Below are 16,983 nucleotides of genomic sequence, written 5' to 3'. Positions count from 1 at the left end.
TTACCGGACGGTTGCAGAGGCTCGGCGGGCAGTCAGGATGGGCGTGAAGAAGTCAGTGCGTCGAGGTCGGGTGACAGGCTGTCGATCTCGTTCTCGAAGTCGTACACCGCATCCTGCCTCAGGCCAAGGGAACCAAGCAGGACCGGGACGTTATCCTCGTTGAACTCATCCCCTATCCCCCTGGCTTTCAGCAATCCGTTGGCCAACTGCACAATCCGTACATAGGTCTCATGCTCACCGGTATAGCCCTGGTACTGATGCATGCCGGCCGCCTTGATAACCGGCTCGGGCAACTGCCAGAACCGGTGGAGAAGACCGCCAATGGCACCGTGACCCACCGCCAGCAAGTCCTCATCGTCGCCATGCCCGAATACCTGCTTTTCCAGGGATTTCATGCTGGCTCCAGGGTTGGCTTCCCGGAGCCGACTGAGTTCCTCGAATTCCGACGGAAAAAGATACCCGAGTAATGGCAGGCCAAAGTTGTGAAGCAATCCGCACAGATAGGCCATATCCCGGTCTGCACCACAGCGGGGGGCAATCCGTTGGCTCAGGAATGCGCAATAGAGGGCATGGGACCAGAATGACTGCATGCCGAGGATGCCATCCCGGGGAACAGAAAAATCACCAACCAGGGCACTACCCTGCACGATATGCGCTACCCGGTGTTTGCCGAGAATCCCCGTGACAGCATGCCGCACGCTGCTTGTCTGACCAGACCTCTCGAACAGGCCGGAACGGGCATATCGCAGTATCTGGGCCGTCAGACTGGGGTCAAGCTCAATGATTTCAGCGAGGTCCTCGGCAACCGCACCGTCCGTCGTTGCCATCGTCAGTATCTGGGGTGCGAGTGCGGGCATGGGGGGGAGCCGGTATATGTCCCGTAATTTCGACGCAATCTCGTCCAGAGTCAGGCCCCCTCGGTCGTCCCCGCCTTGACCATGAATCACCAGGCGGGCCCGGAACGCGTCCGCCAGCAGGATTTTCAGAGTTTCCCTGTCCAGTTCGATCAGGGCGTCGTTCCGCCCCCCGGACAGCAGCACCGACTCCGCATCCATGACATCCTCGTCCACCAGAACCGGTACACAATAGGCGCAACCCACCGGCGGCACGAATCCCGGCTCGCAGTCTTCAAAGATCCGTCGGCTCTGTCGCGCCGTCAAGGGCTGCAGCCGCCGGCCGGTCAGTTGTTGGACCGCCGGCAGATCAAGCGTGCTGTCAAACCGATGAACAGCCATGACCACGCCGTCAATGTCAAGTAACAGTGTCGCCTGGACAAAGTCATGCTGGGACCTGCCTGACGCGATCACCGCCGCGTCGAGGTTGGGAGCTGGCTCTATAGCCACCTCCCGAAAGGCCAGTCCCCTTTCTGTCAGATAGTGCTCCAGCTTGGCAGCAAGCGCCACATCCGGTACTCCTCTGTCTACGTCTGGCGATCAGCTGGCGCCAGGTCAGCCAGTATTACGCATGCCGGCCGAAATGCCCGCCATGGTCACCTTCAAGGCCCTTTCCACCATTTCCGGCACTTCGCCTTTGCCTTCACTCTCCCGATCTCGCCTGAGGAGTTCAGCCTGCAGGTAATGCAGGGGGTCGGTGTAGGGATTGCGAACCTTCATTGAATGGGCAAAGACCGGCTCCTGCTCCAACAGCTCCTGCTGCTCCTTGAGCTCCAGAACATGGGTGATACAGCCGGCAAGACGTTCGCGCAAGCCTGCCCCGAGGGTCTGCAGCGCCGGTTCCTCGACCAGTGTCTGCTCATAATAGCTGGCAATCCGAAGATCGGCTTTTGCCAGCACCATTTCCAACATATCAACATAGGTGCGGAAAAACGGCCAGCCCCGCATCATCTCCCGAAGTTCCGGCAGTCGTTTTTCCCCGGCCGCGTCCTCAAGTGCCACATCGCTGCCCAGCCAGCTTGGCAGCATCAGACGCATCTGGGTCCATGCGAAAATCCAGGGAATCGCCCGCAAACTCTCCACCCCTCCAGAAGCCTTGCGCCGGGCCGGCCTGCTGCCCAGGGCCAGTTTGCCCAGTGCCTGCTCGGGCGTCACCTGGCGGAAATACGGCACAAAGTCACGGTTTTCACGAACCACATCCCGATAGGCTTTCAATGACCGTTCGGTCAGCCAGTCCATGGTCTCCCGCCAACTGTCCTCGGGCTCGGGGGGTGGTGCCAGGGTCGCCTCGATTACGGCTGTACTGTAAAGGGTCAGGCTCTGGACCGCCAGACGTGGCAGGCCAAACTTGAAGCGGATCATCTCACCCTGCTCCGTGATCCGGAAACTTCCGTTCACCGATCCTGGCGGCTGGGACAGGATGGCGCGATTGGCGGGGCCACCGCCCCGCCCGACGGTGCCTCCGCGACCATGGAACAGGGTCAGGTGAACACCGTACTGACTGGCCACGCGGGTCAGCTTTTCCTGGGCCTGGTACTGGGCCCAGGCGGCCATCAGCTGACCGGCATCCTTGGATGAATCAGAGTAGCCGATCATCACTTCCTGGCGACCCTGGCAGTACTCCCGGTACCAGTCCACCTCGTACAGGGCGGCCATGGCATCCGGGGCACCCCGAAGGTCATCCAGGGTTTCGAACAGGGGCGCCACCCGCATCGGAAACTTCATGCCCGCTTCCCGCAATAGCAGGATCACGCTCAGCACATCCGAGGGCTTGCTGGCCATGGAGATAACATAGGAACCGAGTGCTTCGGGCGTCTGTGCTGCCACCACTTCGCAGGTGGCCAGCACCTCCCGGACGTTATCCGATGGCTCCCAGTTCCGGGGTACCAGCGGCCGGCGACCCTGAAGCTCCTTGACCAGGAAGGCCTGGCGCTCGTCCTCGGTCCAGCTCGTGTAGTCGCCGAGGCCAAGGTAGTCGACCATTTCAGCCACGGCCTCGGCGTGGCGGGAGGCCTCCTGCCGGATATCCAGGCGGATCAGCGGCAGGCCAAAAGTGTGGGCACGCCGGATGGTATCCAGCAAGGGCCCGTTGGCAATGGTTTCCAGGCCGCAGTCGATCAGGGAACGGTAGCAGAGCTCCAGAGGCCCGGTGAGGGCCTCGTTCTCGAACAGGATGCCCTCCGCATCCGCCGGTTGCCCATGCACCTTCGCCTCGGCCCAGTCACGGGTTTTCACCAGCCGTTCCCGGAGTTCCGCCAGCACCTGGCGATAGGGTTCCCGGGACTCGCCGACCACTGTTTTCAGTTCGTCACTGGCCTGCCACATGGATAGCTCGGCCCGCAGTGACTGGATGTCCCGCAGGAACAGATCCGCTGCCATCCACCGACCGAGCAGGAACACCGTACGGGTCACTTCGTGGGTCACATTCGGGTTGCCATCCCGGTCACCCCCCATCCAGGAGGCGATACGGATGGGTGACACCTGAAGTGGCAAACCCTTGCCAGTGGCGTCGGACAGGGAGATATCAAGACTGCGCAGAAAGTCCGGCAGTGCCTGCCAGAGGCTGTTTTCGATGACGGCAAATCCCCATTTGGCCTCATCCACCGCCGTCGGCCGCTCATGGCGGATCTCATCGGTATGCCAGGCCTCGGCAATCAGACGGGACAATCGCGTGACGATCTCGTCCCGCTCTGCCGGCATGAGATCATCATGATCCAGCTGGGACAGGCAGTCGGACATCTCGTCGTACTTCATGATCAGGGTTCTGCGGGCCACCTCGGTGGGATGGGCGGTGAGCACGAACTCGATGCGCAGGTCGGCAACCCGGCGGTGAAGCTCCTCCGCGGGCACACCCCCGGATTTGAGCCGGTCAAACACTTCCTCCAGGGATTCCACCATCAAATCGGACTGGTGCCCACGCTTGCGGCGGATACCATGGTACTGCTCGGCGAGGTTGGCCAGGTTGAGAAACTGGTTGAAGGCCCTTGTGACTGGCAGCAGCTCATCGTCGCCAAGCTTTCTCAGCAGGCTCACCAGTCGCTGGCCGGAGCCGCTCTCCTGCCGGCGATCGGCTTTCGCCGCCGCCCGTATTTCCTCGATCAGGTCGTAGCAGTCCTGGCCGGGGTAACGCTGGATGCTCTGCCCCAGCAGTTCGCCCAGCATGCGTACGTTTTCGCGCAGATCCGGATGTAGCTCAGTCACATTGACGTCCTTTTGAATTGACGGAGGCGAAGTAAACTTACGATACTAAGAATCAGCCGAGAAAGTCTATTGGCGTAACCGCTTGTGGTCGCAAGGAGTATTCATGAAAGTAACTGATCTTCCCAGGCACTGGGAAAAAGACAAAAAACCCGTGGAACGCACCCACGACTACAACCTCCGCTTGCCACTGGAGGATGCCGCCAGGATTGCCGCCCTGGCGGAACTATACCCGGATCGTACCGAGGCCGACATTCTGAATGACATGATCGGCGCTGCGCTGGACGACCTGGTGCGTCAGAGCCCGATCAAAGACAAGCTGGAAAGCAAGGATAAGTAAACAGGGGCAGGGATTCATGCCGGAGTGGTTAAAGCACCACTCCGGAAAAGCAATTCAGGCTGGAATTCTTCCCGTGGTCAGGCCACGGATTCCAGCTGGCGGGCCTTGAGGCGCTGGATGTGCTTCTGGCTCAGGCTGACAAACTTCGGGGTCAGCCCCTGATCCTCGTAGATCTCGAAACCATCTTCATCGTAAGCCACCACCCGGGTACCCTGAACGTACGGAAAGCTGGTTTCCAGCTCATCCAGCGCAGCGGAGATCAGATCCCGCATCAGGTCCTGCGGCGACTTCATCGGGTAGAGCGCAGCAAGTTTCTCAAGTCGCTTGTGATGCTGGTCAGACAGCGCCATAAAATAGGCGTCTCGGGTCAGCCGTCCCCGTGCGTGCTTATCCCAGTAGTTGACCAGATCTTTGATTTTCATGGTGCCTGCACTCCTGCATCTTATTGATAGCATCCGGCGCACTGTAGTCGTGCGTCCGTTACCGGAAGTGTAGACGAAGCCTCGGGTTTGGGAACCACCTGATTGGTAACGGATTGTACTTACCGAAGACAGGTTCTCAACGCCCGGAGCGGTCCCTCTCGACACCCTTAACCGCCTGCCAGATAGCATCCAGCGCCTCAAGCGACTCCTCGTCCATGTCGCGACCCTCCTGCGCCAGCACCTGCTCGATGGCCCGGAACCGGGCCTCGAATTTATGATTGGTACGCTTGAGGGCTTGCTCAGGATTTACCCTCATGAAACGTGCCAGGTTCACGCAGACAAATAGCAGATCCCCCAGTTCATCCTCGACAGCATCACGATCACCGACACCACTCTCGGCGGCCTGCCAGGCCTCCTTGAGTTCATCGATTTCCTCGTGGAGCTTGTCAAACACCGGCGAGATGTCCGGCCAGTCAAAACCGTGGCGGGCGGCCCGACGCTGGAGTTTCTCGGCCCGCGCCATGGCCGGCAGGGTACGGGCGATGCCGTCCAGGCGACTGACCGACTCCACGGTCTCGGGCTTGTCGGCACGCTCTTCAGCCTTGATGCGCTCCCAGCTTTCCTTGATCCAGGCTTCACTGGGCCGGTTATCCGGGTCAATGCGGCTCTCCAGGTTACCCTCGGGAAAGACATGGGGGTGACGCCTTATCAGCTTGCGCACCAGGTAATCGACAATGGTATCGAAATCGAAGTGGCCGTCCTCCCGCCCAATCTGGGCATAGAAGATGACCTGGAACAGCAGGTCGCCCAGCTCGTCCTTCAGGTGGGGATAGTCACCACGCTCGATAGCATCTGCCACCTCGTAGGCCTCTTCGATGGTGTGCGGCACGATGGTGCCATAGGTCTGCCTGGTGTCCCACGGGCACCCGGTTTCAGGGTCCCGCAACCTGGCCATCAGCATTTTGAGATCGTCAATGGTGTAACTCATCCGCGCTTGCGCCTCACGTCGATGATGTTTGGCAGGTTACGGATCTGCGCCAGCAATCGCGCCAGTTGCTCCAGACTGGAAATTTCCACGGTAACCGTCATCATCGCGGTGTTCTCGTCCTTGTTGGTCTGGGTATTCAATGACAGCACATCGCTCTTGGAGGCAGACAACACCTGGGTGATATCCCGCAACAATCCCGAACGGTCGTAGGCCTCAATCTCGATATCCACCGGATAGACCGCCGCCGGCTTGCCGCCCCAGTTCACCTCAATGATCCGGTTCGGCTCGAACTCCCTGAGGTTCAGGAAGGTCAGGCAATCCAGGCGATGCACGGTTACCCCGCGACCCACGGTGATATAGCCACCGATCGGATCTCCAGGCAACGGCTTACAGCATTTCGCCACCTGGGTCTTGAGCTTGCCCACCCCGAGAATCTGGATATCCGATTCGGTGTCGTAGGGCTTTCTGCGCTGGGTGGTCAACTTCAGGTCCAACTGACCGGAACGGGGTTCCAACATCTGCTGGGCCACATTGGCCACGTGGGTCGGGCGCAGATCCCCGGCCCCGACTGCAGCGAACATGTCGGCTGAGCTGTGGCAGTTCACTTTCCTGGCCAGTTCCTCGAGATCCACGTCGTACAGGGACAGACGCTTGAACTCATCCTCCAGGATGGCGCGGCCGTCGATAATGTTGCGATCCCGGTCCTGTTGCTTGAACCAGTGGGTGACCTTGGCCCTGGCCCGGGAGGTCTGGATATAGCCCAGGCTCGGGTTCAGCCAGTCACGGCTCGGCGCCGGGTTATTGGAGGTCAGGATAAATACCTGATCCCCGGTCTTCAGCGGATAGGTCAGCGGGACAATCCGGCTGTTGACCCGGGCACCCCGACAGGCATGGCCAATCTCGGTGTGAACCCGGTAGGCGAAGTCCACCGGCGTCGCGCCCTGGGGCAGGTCCACCACGTGGCCTTCCGGAGTAAAGACATAAACCCGGTCCGAGGCCACGTCGGACTTCAGGTGATCGGCCAGGCCGGACAGATCCCCCAGCTCTTCCTGCCACTCCAGGACCTGCCGCAGCCAGTTGATCTTGGCGTCGTAGCCGGCGGATTTGTTGTGCTTGTCGGTACCCTTGTAAAGCCAGTGGGCGCAAACGCCCAACTCGGCCTCCTGGTGCATCTTGTGGGTCCGGATCTGCACTTCCATGACCTTACCCTCGGGCCCGATCACCGCGGTGTGCAACGACTGGTAGCCATTTTCCTTCGGGTTGGCGATGTAGTCATCGAATTCGTTGGGGATGTGGCGCCAGAGTGAATGCACGATCCCCAGCGCGGCATAGCAGTCCCGGACTTCCGGCACCAGGATGCGCACGGCCCGCACGTCATAGACCTGGGAAAAGTCGATACCCTTGCGGCGCATCTTCCGCCAGATGCTGTAGATATGCTTGGCCCGGCCGGAAAGCTCAGCCTCGATTCCGGAGCCGCGAAGCTCCGTTTGCAGCGATTCGATCACGCGGCGGATGTAGCCCTCGCGGTCGAGACGTTTCTCGTCCAGGAGCTTGGCAATCTTCTTGTAGGCCGATTCGTGCAGGTACCGGAAGGACAGATCCTCCAGCTCCCACTTGATGTGACCGATACCGAGGCGGTGGGCCAGGGGCGCGTAGATATCGAAAACCTCCCGGGCAACCCTCATGCGCTTTTCTTCCGGCGCGTTCTTGACCGCCCGGATGGCGCAAGTGCGCTCCGCCAGCTTGATCAGGGCAACCCGGACATCGTCGATCATGGTGACGAGCATCTTGCGAACGTTATCCAGCTGGCCTTCGCTCTGGCCCAGGACATTGCCTTTGAGCGGGTGATGGATGGAGGAAATGGCCGCCATCTGCTGGACACCGTTGATCAGCCCCGCCACTTCGTCACCGAAAGCCTTGCGGATTTCCTCCAGCGGAACCCGTTCCTCGCGCACCGCCCGGTAGAGGATAGCGGCGACCAGACTGGCCTGATCCAAGTGCAGCTCCGCCAGCACCTGAGCCATCTCCAGTCCGATCCGGAAGCTGCTGGAGCCCGGCGCCCACAGCCGGTCCTCCCGGAACGCCTGCAGATCGATCTCGGCCGCTTTCTCACAGGCGCGGCAGAACTGGTCAACGTCTTCGAGATGGGTTTGCGAGGCAATGTGGCTGACGCACCGTTCGATGTCGACGTCGCCGTCACCTGTTACAGCATAATCTTCGCGAACTTTTACCATATCGGTCTTGTTGTTCCTGTTCGTGGTCGCGGACATCCCTGCCCGCGCTCAATCCTGTTCAGCGATCGGCCCGCTCGAATAGGGCGATAGACTCCACATGGGTGGTGTGCGGGAACATGTCCATCACACCGGCGCGCACCAGGCGGTAGCCATTGCGTACCATGACGCCCGCATCCCGGGCCAGGGTTGCCGGGTTGCAGGAGACATAAACAATTCGACGGGCGCCGAAGGCCGTCAGATATTTGCAGATCTCCTCGGCACCGGAGCGGGGCGGATCGATCAGGATCTTGTCAAAGCCCTCTTTCGCCCAGGATTGACCGGTAATATCGCCATGCAGGTCAGCGCCGTGAAAAGCCACGTTGGCCAGGCCATTGCGTTCGGCATTCTCCCGTCCGCGCACCACCATGGCCTCGTCACCCTCGACACCGACCACTTGCCCACCCCGACGGGCCAGCGGCAGGGTAAAGTTACCCAGCCCGCAGAACAAGTCCAGCACCCGCTCGCCCGGCTGGACATCCAGCCACTCGACCGCACGATGTACCATGGATCGGTTGATACCCGCATTGACCTGGGTAAAGTCCATGGGATGAAACTGCATGGTCAGATCGAACTCGTCCAGTCGATAGCCCAGCCGCTCATCGTCCCGACCGGCCGATTCCGGCCAGATCCGGTACACGGTATCCGGCCCCTTGGGCTGCAGGTAAATATGCAAGTCCTGCGCCTGACCAAAGGCGATGAGTTTTTCCCGGTCCCCGGCACTGAGCTCATCCATGTTGCGAAACACCATGGCTGCCATGTCGTCACCGCAAGCCACCTCGACCTGGGGAATGCGGTCGAAGGCATCCATGCTGTGCACCAGTTCGCGCAACGGCAGGATACGCTCCCCGATGCGCGGATCCATGACCACACAACGGTCAATATCGGTCAGGAAGCTGTTGCGCTTCTCCCGGAACCCCACCAGCACGGACTCCCGGGCCTTGACGAAACGGACTCCCAGGCGAGCCTTGCGCCGGTAGCCGAGGCTGGCCTCGGAACGCATGGGCGCCACCCATTCTTCCGGTTCAATGCCCCCGAAATGGGCAAAATGCTGGCGCAGGGTGTCTTCCTTGAACCGGATCTGGGCGTCGCCGCTCATGTGCTGCAGGCTGCAGCCGCCACAAAGATCGGCAAACTCACAGGGAGTTTCCTGGCGCTCGGACGAGGCTTCCAGCACTTCCAGTGTTCGCAGCTCGTCGAATTTGCTGCGGGTGGAGACCACTTTCGCCATCACCGTTTCGCCGGGCAGTGCACCGTCCACGAACTGGGTCTTGCCGTCATTGCGGGCGATGCCCCGGCCGTCATGGCTCAGGGATTCAATCACACAGCGCACAGGCTCCTTGGGCAGAATCTTCCTGCGTCTTCTACTCATACTGAAATCTCTTGCTGGCTGGTTCAGGCGCCGGGAAAGACACCTGTCGACAGGTAGCGGTCACCGCGATCACAGATAATGGCCACGATCACGGCGTTTTCAACCTGCTCTGACAACTTCAGGGCCGCTGCGATCGAACCGCCGGACGACACCCCACAGAAAATGCCCTCCCGGGTGGCCAGGGCACGCATGGTGTTCTCAGCCTCTTCCTGGCCGATATCGAGCACCTGGTCCACGCGACTGGCATCGTAGATCTTCGGCAGGTATTCCTCGGGCCAACGGCGAATGCCCGGAATGGAAGCACCTTCCTTCGGCTGCAGACCGATGATCCGGATATCGGGGTTACGTTCCTTCAGGTAGCGGGAAACCCCCATGATGGTTCCGGTGGTACCCATGGAACTGACAAAGTGGGTCACGCGCCCTTTGGTCTGCTCCCAGATCTCTGGGCCCGTGGTGCGGTAGTGTGCCAACGGGTTGTCGGGGTTGCTGAACTGGTCCAGCACCTTGCCCTTGCCTTCGGCTTCCATCGTCAAGGCAAGGTCGCGGGCCGACTCCATACCCTCTTCCTTGCTGACGGTAATGATTTCGGCCCCGTAGGCACGCATCGAGGCCCGCCGCTCCTCGCTCATGTTGGCCGGCATGATCAGCACCATGCGGTAGCCCTTGATCGCCGCCGCCATGGCCAGGGCGATTCCGGTGTTGCCACTGGTGGCCTCAATCAGGGTATCCCCGGGTTTGATCTCGCCACGGCGCTCGGCCTCCTGGATCATGCTGAGTGCCGGCCGGTCCTTCACCGAGCCGGCCGGGTTGTTGCCCTCAAGCTTGGCCAGGATGACATTGCTGGTATCACCCGGCAGGCGCTGCAGGCGGACCAACGGGGTATGGCCAACATAATCTTCAATGGTAGGGAAATCCATAATAAAACCCTGTGGTACACTTTTGGTTCCGAATCATACGCGTTATGGCCCCGGCATCCCAATACAGCTTCTCGCTATATCCATGACCGGCGGCTATAACCTGAACTTTTTCTGTATGGTCCGGGACAGATACCACAGTCAGTCCCGGCCGAATCATCTATTCTGACAGGGAAGTGACTGTGGGTTCATTCCCGCGGCAAGGCAATTCTCAGGAAAATCGTATGCGGCGCTGGGGCATTCGCAAGAAAGTGCTGGTGGTGACTCTGGTCCCCACCCTGCTGACCACCCTGATTCTGGGGCTGTTCTTCACCTACAGCTGGGTAAACAACATCGAGAGCCTGCTGAGCGATCGCGGGGAGTCTCTGTCCCGGCAGCTGGCCGCAGGTTCCGAGTACGGCCTGTTTACCGCCAACCGCAGCCTGCTGAGCAGCCTCTCCAACGCCCTTCTGGAAGAACAGGATGTCCGCTCGATCACCTTTTATAGCAGCGACGGCCGTCGGCTGCTGCACACCGGACCGGGCAGTTCACAGGCCCCCGCCTCCGAAGCCCTTCCCCCCGACCATGCCATCCGAATGGCCAGTGAGGACAGCACCCGCTTCTTGACACCGGTGTACCTCCAGGACCTGATGATCGAGACCATGCTCGATCCGGACGCTCGCCAGTCCATGAGCCAACTGAAGGAACCACTCGGCTGGGTGTCGGTGGAGATGTCCCATGTGCGCACCGAGAAAGAAACCTACAAGGCCATGCTCATTTCCCTGCTGCTGGTACTCGGCGGCGTGCTCCTGAGTCTGGCTATTGCCGTGCGCCTCAGCCGCGCCTTCACCGATCCTGTGTTCGAGCTGAACGAGGCGGTGGCGAAGCTAAAGGAAGGCAAGCTCGATACCCGGGTCCATACCGGTGCCGGCCCGGAATTCGAGCAGCTGGAATCCGGCCTCAATGACATGGCCGAGGAGCTGAGCAAGGCCCAGGCCGAGATGCAGCAGAATATTGATCAGGCCACCGAGGACCTGCGCGAGACTCTGGAAACCATCGAGATCCAGAACATCGAACTGGACTTTGCCCGCAAGGAGGCACTGGAAGCCAGCCGTATCAAATCGGAGTTCCTGGCCAACATGTCCCATGAGATCCGGACCCCTCTCAACGGCATTATCGGCTTCACTGAACTGCTGTTGAAGAGCCCCCTGCCCCGGCAACAACGGGATCACCTCAGCACCATCCGGAAATCCTCGGAAATTCTGCTGACGATCATCAACGACATCCTGGATTTCTCCAAGATCGAGGCCGGCAAGCTGATCCTGGACCGGGTGCCCTTCCAGCTCCGGGACATCATCGAGGAAGTCATGGTCATGCTGGCGCCGGCGGCCCACAGCAAGAACCTGGATCTTGCCCCGCTGGTCTATAACGACGTACCGGATAACGTCATGGGCGACCCGCTGCGGGTCAAGCAGATCATCACCAACCTGGTGAACAACGCCATCAAGTTCACCCAGACCGGGGAAGTGGTGTTGCGAGCCAGCCTGGAGGACGAAGACCAGGAGAACAACCGGGTGACGGTGAAGATCAGCATTACTGATTCCGGCGTTGGGCTTTCCCGGGCCCAGCAGCAATCCCTGTTCAATGCCTTTAGTCAGGCGGATGCTTCCACTGCCCGGCAGTATGGCGGGACTGGCCTCGGGCTAGCCATTTCCAAACGACTGGTGGAGGAAATGGGCGGTCAGATCGGGCTGGAGAGTGAGCTGGGCAAGGGTTCCACGTTCTGGTTTACTTTGAACACCGAACTGTCAGCTACCGGCGAGGCCGTCGCTCCCAGGGACGCCCTGAAGGGCGAAAAGGTTCTCTACCTGGAACATCAGAAAACCACGGGGCTGGCTGTAGAGCATATGCTCCGGGACTGGGGCATGGTGGTGGATCGCGTTGCCTCCTCCGGCGCCATGCAGGAACAGATCGAGGAAGCCCAGAAAAGCCAGGCCGGCTACGCCGTTGCCATTGTCGGCGTCACCCGAAACCTGCTCAACTCCAATCAGTACCGCAACCTGCTGCATAACCTGGAAGTTGAGCGGGACTGCCGGACCCTACTGCTCACCCCGACCCTGGAGACCCATGACGCAGGCCTTTCCGCCCTCTCCAGTAGCCACCTGACCAAGCCGGTGTGCCGCAACGCGCTCTATGACGAACTGCTGTCGCTGGTGCACGGCATCAACGCCGGCGGGCGGGCAATCGACAGCTATACCCAGGGCGCCGGGCGGCAAGTCCGAAACAACGTCCCCAGAATACTCGCCGTGGACGACAACGAGGCAAACCTGAAGCTGATCATGACCCTGCTCGATGAACGTCAGTTGGAGGCCGAGTCCGCCTGCAATGGTTTCGAAGCCCTGAGCAAGGCCCGGCAGGAGCCCTTCGACCTGGTGTTCATGGACCTTCAGATGCCTGGCATGGATGGCGTCGAAACCACGGCCCGAATCCGCGAATTGGACACCAACAGCCACCGGACGCCTATAATTGCCCTGACCGCCCATGCGCTGGCCGACGAACAGGAAGTGCTGGCAAAGCAGGGTTTTGACGGCTACATGGCCAAGCCCATCAGCAGCGCGGAGCTGACCACCATTATCCGGGACCACACGGGGTATGACTGCGGCAACCGGGGCGCCCAGGCTCATTTTTCCGAAATCCGTGACACCCGACAAACCCTGAGACCCTCTTCGCGAAGGGTGCAACAGGATTGCGTCAGCGTGTCAGAGAGTATCCAACTGGCAGCCGGCAAGGCAGACCTGGCGGAAGAGCTGTTCAGCATGCTGCTCGAGCAGCTCTATCCGGATTTGCAGAAAATCCGGGACTTCTGGGCAGAGGACGACATGGACAGCTTGCTGGACTGCGTCCACAAGCTCCACGGCGCCACCCGCTACTGCGGTGTGCCGGAACTGAGAGCCGCCGCCAACCAGCTGGAAACCGCCCTCAAGTGCTCGGCCCCGGATACCGGGGCCCACAAGGACCATTTGCTGGACGCCATGGAGCGACTGCACGCCTGGAGTGAGCAGACCGACTGGCAACGGCTGTTCAGGCAGGACAAGTACCAGACCGGCACCGCGCCCTGAACCCCAGCTTCAGGCGCAACCGCAGGCCCGGTCCACAATCGCCCTCATGTCGGCGACCGCTTCCTTGAGGCCGGTGAATACCGCCCGGGCGATGATGGCGTGACCGATATTGAGTTCATTGACACCGGGGATCGCCGCCACCCGCTCGGTGTTGTGATAGTGAAGGCCGTGGCCGGCGTTCACGATCAGGCCTTTTTTGCGGGCATAGGCCACGGCGTTGGCGATAACCTGGAAAGCCTTATCTTCCTCCGCGACGGTTTTTGCCTCGGCATACTCACCCGTGTGCAGCTCCACCACCGGCGCACCGCAGCGCACCGCCGCATCAATCTGGACCGGATCCGGGTCGATGAACAGGGAAACCTCAGCACCGATCCGGCCCAGCCGCTCGCAGGCATTGGCTACCCGCGTTTCCTGGCCATCAACGTCGAGACCACCCTCGGTGGTCAGCTCTTCCCGCTTCTCGGGCACCAGGCAGACACACTCCGGACGAACCTGCTCGGCAAACGCCAGCATGGCATCGGTCACGGCCATTTCGAGATTCATCTTGGTCTGCAGGACCTCACGCAGCAACAGGACGTCGCGGTCCTGGATGTGGCGCCGGTCTTCCCTGGGGTGAATGGTGATACCGTCGGCCCCCGCTTCCTCGGCAAGGATCGCCGCCTGTACCGGATCCGGGTAGCGGGTGCCACGGGCCTGGCGCAGGGTGGCCACGTGATCGATGTTGACGCCAAGCAATACTCTAGGATTCATGGTGTTCTCCACGAAGGTGACTGAAAAGGCTTCGACTGTTCAATGGGCGGCCCTGCAGCAGGTAATCGACCAGCACCCGCATGACCCGTTTGGCAAGCCGTCGGCTGCCGGCGGATTCCAGGTCGCCGGCGGCGATCGCCAGCAGAACCTCACCCGGTAAATCCTGCAACCGAACACCCTGGAAAGGTTTCGAGACAATGCCCTGCTCCGGATCATAGCCGTAGCGCTGGCCGGCCTCGACCGCTTCACCGGTATCGGTGGTTTGGTCCCAGGCAAAATCGTAGCCAAGGGCGCCGGCGAAGGTTTGTTCGAACCGACGCAAGACCGGTTCTATATCGGAGGTGGCAGACAGTTCGCTTATGGCATCAATGTAGGCGGCAAACAGGGCGGGATGGGGATCGGCCACAGGGAGAATCCGTTGCAGCAATTCGTTCAGGTACAGCCCGCTGTAGAGCGACGCAGTGCGTTTGAGCTCCGGACCGGGACGCACTTCAACCTGGGTCAGGGTCTTGAGGTCACCACGCCCGGTCCAGTCCAGCAGAAGCGGCTGGAACGGCTGGAGCTGCGCCTTGAGCGGGCTCTTGGCACTGCTCGCGCCCCGGGCAATGACGGTCATCCGGCCACGGTTCAGGGTGAAGACATCCACCATGAGGCTGGTTTCCCGCCACGGGCGGCGGTGGATGACATAGGCGGGCTCCTGTTGCTCCGGCCCCCTCATAGACGCCTCAGAAGTCGTTCATGCCCAGGCTTTTGAGCGCCCGGTCACTGTCAGCCCAGCCGCGCTTCACCTTGACCCACAGCCGGAGCATGACCTTGCCTCCGAACATCCGCTCCATGTCAGTGCGGGCTTCCTGGCCGATGTGACGCATGCGCTCGCCCCTGTCGCCGATGATGATTTTCTTCTGGCCTTCCCGCTCCACCAGGATCAGCGCGGAAATGTGCAGGGTCTTGCCTTGCTGTTTGAACTCTTCAATCTCCACCGCCACCGAGTAGGGCAACTCGGCGCCCAGTTGCCGCGTGATCTTCTCCCGGACAATTTCCGCTGCCATGAAGCGCTCGCTGCGATCGGTAATCTGATCGTCCGGGTAGAAGTGCACGCTCTCCGGCAAATAGCGGCCAACCGCCTCTTCCAGGGGGGCGAGGTTGGTTTCCCGCAGGGCCGACAAGGGGATAATCTCGGCGAACTCGCGCTTCTTCGACAGCATCTCCAAGTGCGGCAACAGGGCGTCCCGGTTTTCCAGCTTGTCGACTTTATTGATGGCCAGGATCACCGGGCACTTCACCCTGGAGAGTTTCTCCAGCACCATTTCATCCGCGGTGGTCCAGGCCAACTGGTCCACCACGAACACCACCACATCGACATCAATCAGGGCCGATGAGGCCGCCTTGTTCATGTAGCGGTTCAGTGCCCGGGGCTCGTCCTCGTGCATGCCCGGGGTGTCCACATAGATGGCCTGGACCGGACCCTCGGTTTTTATGCCCAGCACCTGATGGCGGGTGGTCTGAGGCTTGCGGGAAGTAATACTCAGCTTCTGCCCCAGGATATGATTCAGCAAGGTGGACTTGCCAACATTCGGGCGACCAACAATGGCCACGAATCCGCAACGGCTGTCGGGATTCTCGGGACGGGTAATATCATTCATCAGGAATTCTCCACACCCAGCTCTTTCAGGGCGTTACGGGCCGCCTGCTGCTCGGCTACACGGCGGCTGCTGCCGGTGCCAGTAGTCTTGCGGTCCAGGGATGGCAGGGCGCAGGATACATGGAAGGTCTGGTCGTGGGCTTCACCGTCAACCGAGATGACATCATAGCGCGGGAGCGGAAACTGCCGGGACTGCAGATACTCCTGCAGTCGGGTCTTGGGGTCCTTCTGGGTATCCTGGAGATCCAGGTTCCTCAGGCGCTGCTCGAACCAGCGCAGGACCTGGGAGCGACAGGTATGGAAATCGCTGTCCAGATAGATCGCACCAATAATCGACTCCACGGCATCGGCGAGAATTGACTCACGGCGGAATCCGCCACTCTTGAGTTCACCGGAACCCAGCCGCAGGTATTTTCCCAACTCGAACTCCCGGCCGATCTCTGCCAGGGTCACCCCCTTGACCATGCGGGCCCGAAGCCGGCTCAACTGCCCTTCCCGGGCCTTGTCAAAGTTCAGGTACAGGTACTCGGCAATCACCATATTGACGATGGAGTCCCCCAGAAACTCCAGCCGCTCATTGTTCTGGTTGCCGTAACTGCGGTGTGTGAGCGCCAGCAGCAGCCGCTCCGGGGTCTTGAACTGATAACCGATGCGCCGCTGTAGCTGATCCAGATCCGGTTGTGAACTCACTTGCCCTTCAACTCATACTCATGCTTGAAGTGGATAACAGTATCCACGTTACTGAAAAGGTTGTTACGAACCTCGTAATCCACTTTGATCACAACGAATTCGCCATTCTTCTCCACGGAAATGTGCTTGGGATCAAAGCCACGCACATTGTTGACGCTCAGGCGCTTGTTGATCAGGGTAAGCACCTGCGCCGGGCCCATATTCGAGAGACCCTCCGTGCCATCAAGGCTCTCCAGGGCCTCCTGAATGGTGATGTCATCGATGTAAACCGGCCCCAGCTTGACCACCAGGGTCAGGAGGCTGCCGAAAAACAGCACCATGATCAGAATGGTCAGGACGGATGCGCCGCCCTGACGCCCCATCGTGGAGAGATTGTTTTTCTTCATTATAACTGCACTCCAGATTA

At 60.5% G+C, this 16,983-nt stretch carries 14 protein-coding genes; 2 read left to right on the top strand and 12 right to left on the bottom strand.

The features are described 5' to 3' along the window. Positions 1-32 precede the first annotated feature (32 nt). Together R6W86_RS06990 and ppc are read right to left on the bottom strand one after the other, a co-directional pair. Entirely contained in the window at positions 33-1,403 is a 1,371-nt protein-coding gene (locus R6W86_RS06990) for an HDOD domain-containing protein (protein WP_410328650.1), read from the bottom strand. Between the two features lie 45 nt (positions 1,404-1,448). Beyond that, the gene (gene ppc, locus R6W86_RS06985; RefSeq protein WP_410328649.1) at positions 1,449-4,094 is read right to left on the bottom strand and encodes a phosphoenolpyruvate carboxylase; all 2,646 of its coding nucleotides are present in this window, start codon (positions 4,092-4,094) and stop codon (positions 1,449-1,451) included. Positions 4,095-4,197: 103 nt separating this feature from the next. Here ppc and R6W86_RS06980 point away from each other — a divergent pair, with 103 nt between their 5' ends. After that, the gene (locus R6W86_RS06980; protein WP_410328648.1) at positions 4,198-4,431 is read left to right on the top strand and encodes a hypothetical protein; all 234 of its coding nucleotides are present in this window, start codon (positions 4,198-4,200) and stop codon (positions 4,429-4,431) included. Positions 4,432-4,508: 77 nt separating this feature from the next. On the opposite strand, the gene R6W86_RS06975 is transcribed toward R6W86_RS06980, so the two are convergent. From R6W86_RS06975 to cysM, 5 genes are all read right to left on the bottom strand, one after another. Then, positions 4,509-4,853, bottom strand: coding sequence for a pilin assembly protein (locus R6W86_RS06975; RefSeq protein WP_092004802.1), 345 nt, complete (start codon positions 4,851-4,853; stop codon positions 4,509-4,511). Positions 4,854-4,989: 136 nt separating this feature from the next. Continuing rightward, positions 4,990-5,841 (bottom strand): nucleoside triphosphate pyrophosphohydrolase, encoded by an 852-nt coding sequence (gene mazG, locus R6W86_RS06970; RefSeq protein WP_410328647.1) that lies wholly within the window; start codon positions 5,839-5,841, stop codon positions 4,990-4,992. Continuing rightward, the gene (gene relA, locus R6W86_RS06965) at positions 5,838-8,075 is read right to left on the bottom strand and encodes a GTP diphosphokinase (RefSeq protein WP_410328646.1); all 2,238 of its coding nucleotides are present in this window, start codon (positions 8,073-8,075) and stop codon (positions 5,838-5,840) included. Before relA ends, mazG begins: the two co-directional genes overlap by 4 nt. 58 nt (positions 8,076-8,133) lie before the next feature. Then, positions 8,134-9,483 carry a 23S rRNA (uracil(1939)-C(5))-methyltransferase RlmD gene (gene rlmD / locus R6W86_RS06960; protein ID WP_410328645.1) on the bottom strand — a complete coding sequence of 450 codons (1,350 nt, stop codon included), beginning with the start codon at positions 9,481-9,483 and terminating at the stop codon, positions 8,134-8,136. 23 nt (positions 9,484-9,506) lie between these two features. Then, the gene (cysM, locus tag R6W86_RS06955; protein ID WP_410328644.1) at positions 9,507-10,400 is read right to left on the bottom strand and encodes a cysteine synthase CysM; all 894 of its coding nucleotides are present in this window, start codon (positions 10,398-10,400) and stop codon (positions 9,507-9,509) included. A 221-nt stretch (positions 10,401-10,621) separates the two neighbouring features. Here cysM and R6W86_RS06950 point away from each other — a divergent pair, with 221 nt between their 5' ends. Beyond that, positions 10,622-13,495, top strand: coding sequence for an ATP-binding protein (locus tag R6W86_RS06950; RefSeq protein WP_410328643.1), 2,874 nt, complete (start codon positions 10,622-10,624; stop codon positions 13,493-13,495). A 9-nt stretch (positions 13,496-13,504) separates the two neighbouring features. Here the strand turns inward: R6W86_RS06950 and pdxJ are convergent, their stop codons facing one another. The 5 genes from pdxJ to R6W86_RS06925 are packed head-to-tail and all read right to left on the bottom strand — an operon-like array spanning position 13,505 to position 16,963. After that, the gene (gene pdxJ, locus R6W86_RS06945) at positions 13,505-14,245 is read right to left on the bottom strand and encodes a pyridoxine 5'-phosphate synthase (RefSeq protein ID WP_410328642.1); all 741 of its coding nucleotides are present in this window, start codon (positions 14,243-14,245) and stop codon (positions 13,505-13,507) included. Further along, positions 14,235-14,963, bottom strand: a complete 729-nt coding sequence (recO, locus tag R6W86_RS06940) for a DNA repair protein RecO (protein ID WP_410328641.1) — start codon at positions 14,961-14,963, stop codon at positions 14,235-14,237. The genes pdxJ and recO overlap by 11 nt, the downstream gene beginning before the upstream one ends. A 7-nt stretch (positions 14,964-14,970) precedes the next feature. Continuing rightward, positions 14,971-15,888, bottom strand: coding sequence for a GTPase Era (era, locus tag R6W86_RS06935; protein WP_410328640.1), 918 nt, complete (start codon positions 15,886-15,888; stop codon positions 14,971-14,973). Then, complete coding sequence (rnc, locus tag R6W86_RS06930; RefSeq protein ID WP_410328639.1) at positions 15,888-16,577, bottom strand: ribonuclease III; 690 nt, start codon at positions 16,575-16,577, stop codon at positions 15,888-15,890. Before rnc ends, era begins: the two co-directional genes overlap by 1 nt. Continuing rightward, on the bottom strand, positions 16,574-16,963 hold the full coding sequence (locus R6W86_RS06925) for a DUF4845 domain-containing protein (RefSeq protein ID WP_113861046.1): 390 nt from the start codon (positions 16,961-16,963) through the stop codon (positions 16,574-16,576). The genes rnc and R6W86_RS06925 overlap by 4 nt, the downstream gene beginning before the upstream one ends. Between the last annotated feature and the right edge of the window lie 20 nt (positions 16,964-16,983).

This window comes from Marinobacter sp., assembly GCF_046484525.1.
Taxonomy (GTDB): Bacteria; Pseudomonadota; Gammaproteobacteria; order Pseudomonadales; family Oleiphilaceae; genus Marinobacter.
Note: the sequence above shows the minus strand (reverse complement) of the source record. Positions and strands in the feature narration are given on the sequence as shown.

Excerpts from the sequence above, each read along its gene's own strand:
- R6W86_RS06980 (WP_410328648.1), top strand. The coding sequence starts at position 4,198 with ATGAAAGTAACTGATCTTCCCAGGCACTGGGAAAAAGACAAAAAACCC.
- R6W86_RS06975 (WP_092004802.1), bottom strand. The coding sequence starts at position 4,853 with ATGAAAATCAAAGATCTGGTCAACTACTGGGATAAGCACGCACGGGGA.
- mazG (WP_410328647.1), bottom strand. The coding sequence starts at position 5,841 with ATGAGTTACACCATTGACGATCTCAAAATGCTGATGGCCAGGTTGCGG.
- relA (WP_410328646.1), bottom strand. The coding sequence starts at position 8,075 with ATGGTAAAAGTTCGCGAAGATTATGCTGTAACAGGTGACGGCGACGTC.
- rlmD (WP_410328645.1), bottom strand. The coding sequence starts at position 9,483 with ATGAGTAGAAGACGCAGGAAGATTCTGCCCAAGGAGCCTGTGCGCTGT.
- cysM (WP_410328644.1), bottom strand. The coding sequence starts at position 10,400 with ATGGATTTCCCTACCATTGAAGATTATGTTGGCCATACCCCGTTGGTC.
- R6W86_RS06950 (WP_410328643.1), top strand. The coding sequence starts at position 10,622 with ATGCGGCGCTGGGGCATTCGCAAGAAAGTGCTGGTGGTGACTCTGGTC.
- pdxJ (WP_410328642.1), bottom strand. The coding sequence starts at position 14,245 with ATGAATCCTAGAGTATTGCTTGGCGTCAACATCGATCACGTGGCCACC.
- recO (WP_410328641.1), bottom strand. The coding sequence starts at position 14,963 with ATGAGGGGGCCGGAGCAACAGGAGCCCGCCTATGTCATCCACCGCCGC.
- era (WP_410328640.1), bottom strand. The coding sequence starts at position 15,888 with ATGAATGATATTACCCGTCCCGAGAATCCCGACAGCCGTTGCGGATTC.
- R6W86_RS06925 (WP_113861046.1), bottom strand. The coding sequence starts at position 16,963 with ATGAAGAAAAACAATCTCTCCACGATGGGGCGTCAGGGCGGCGCATCC.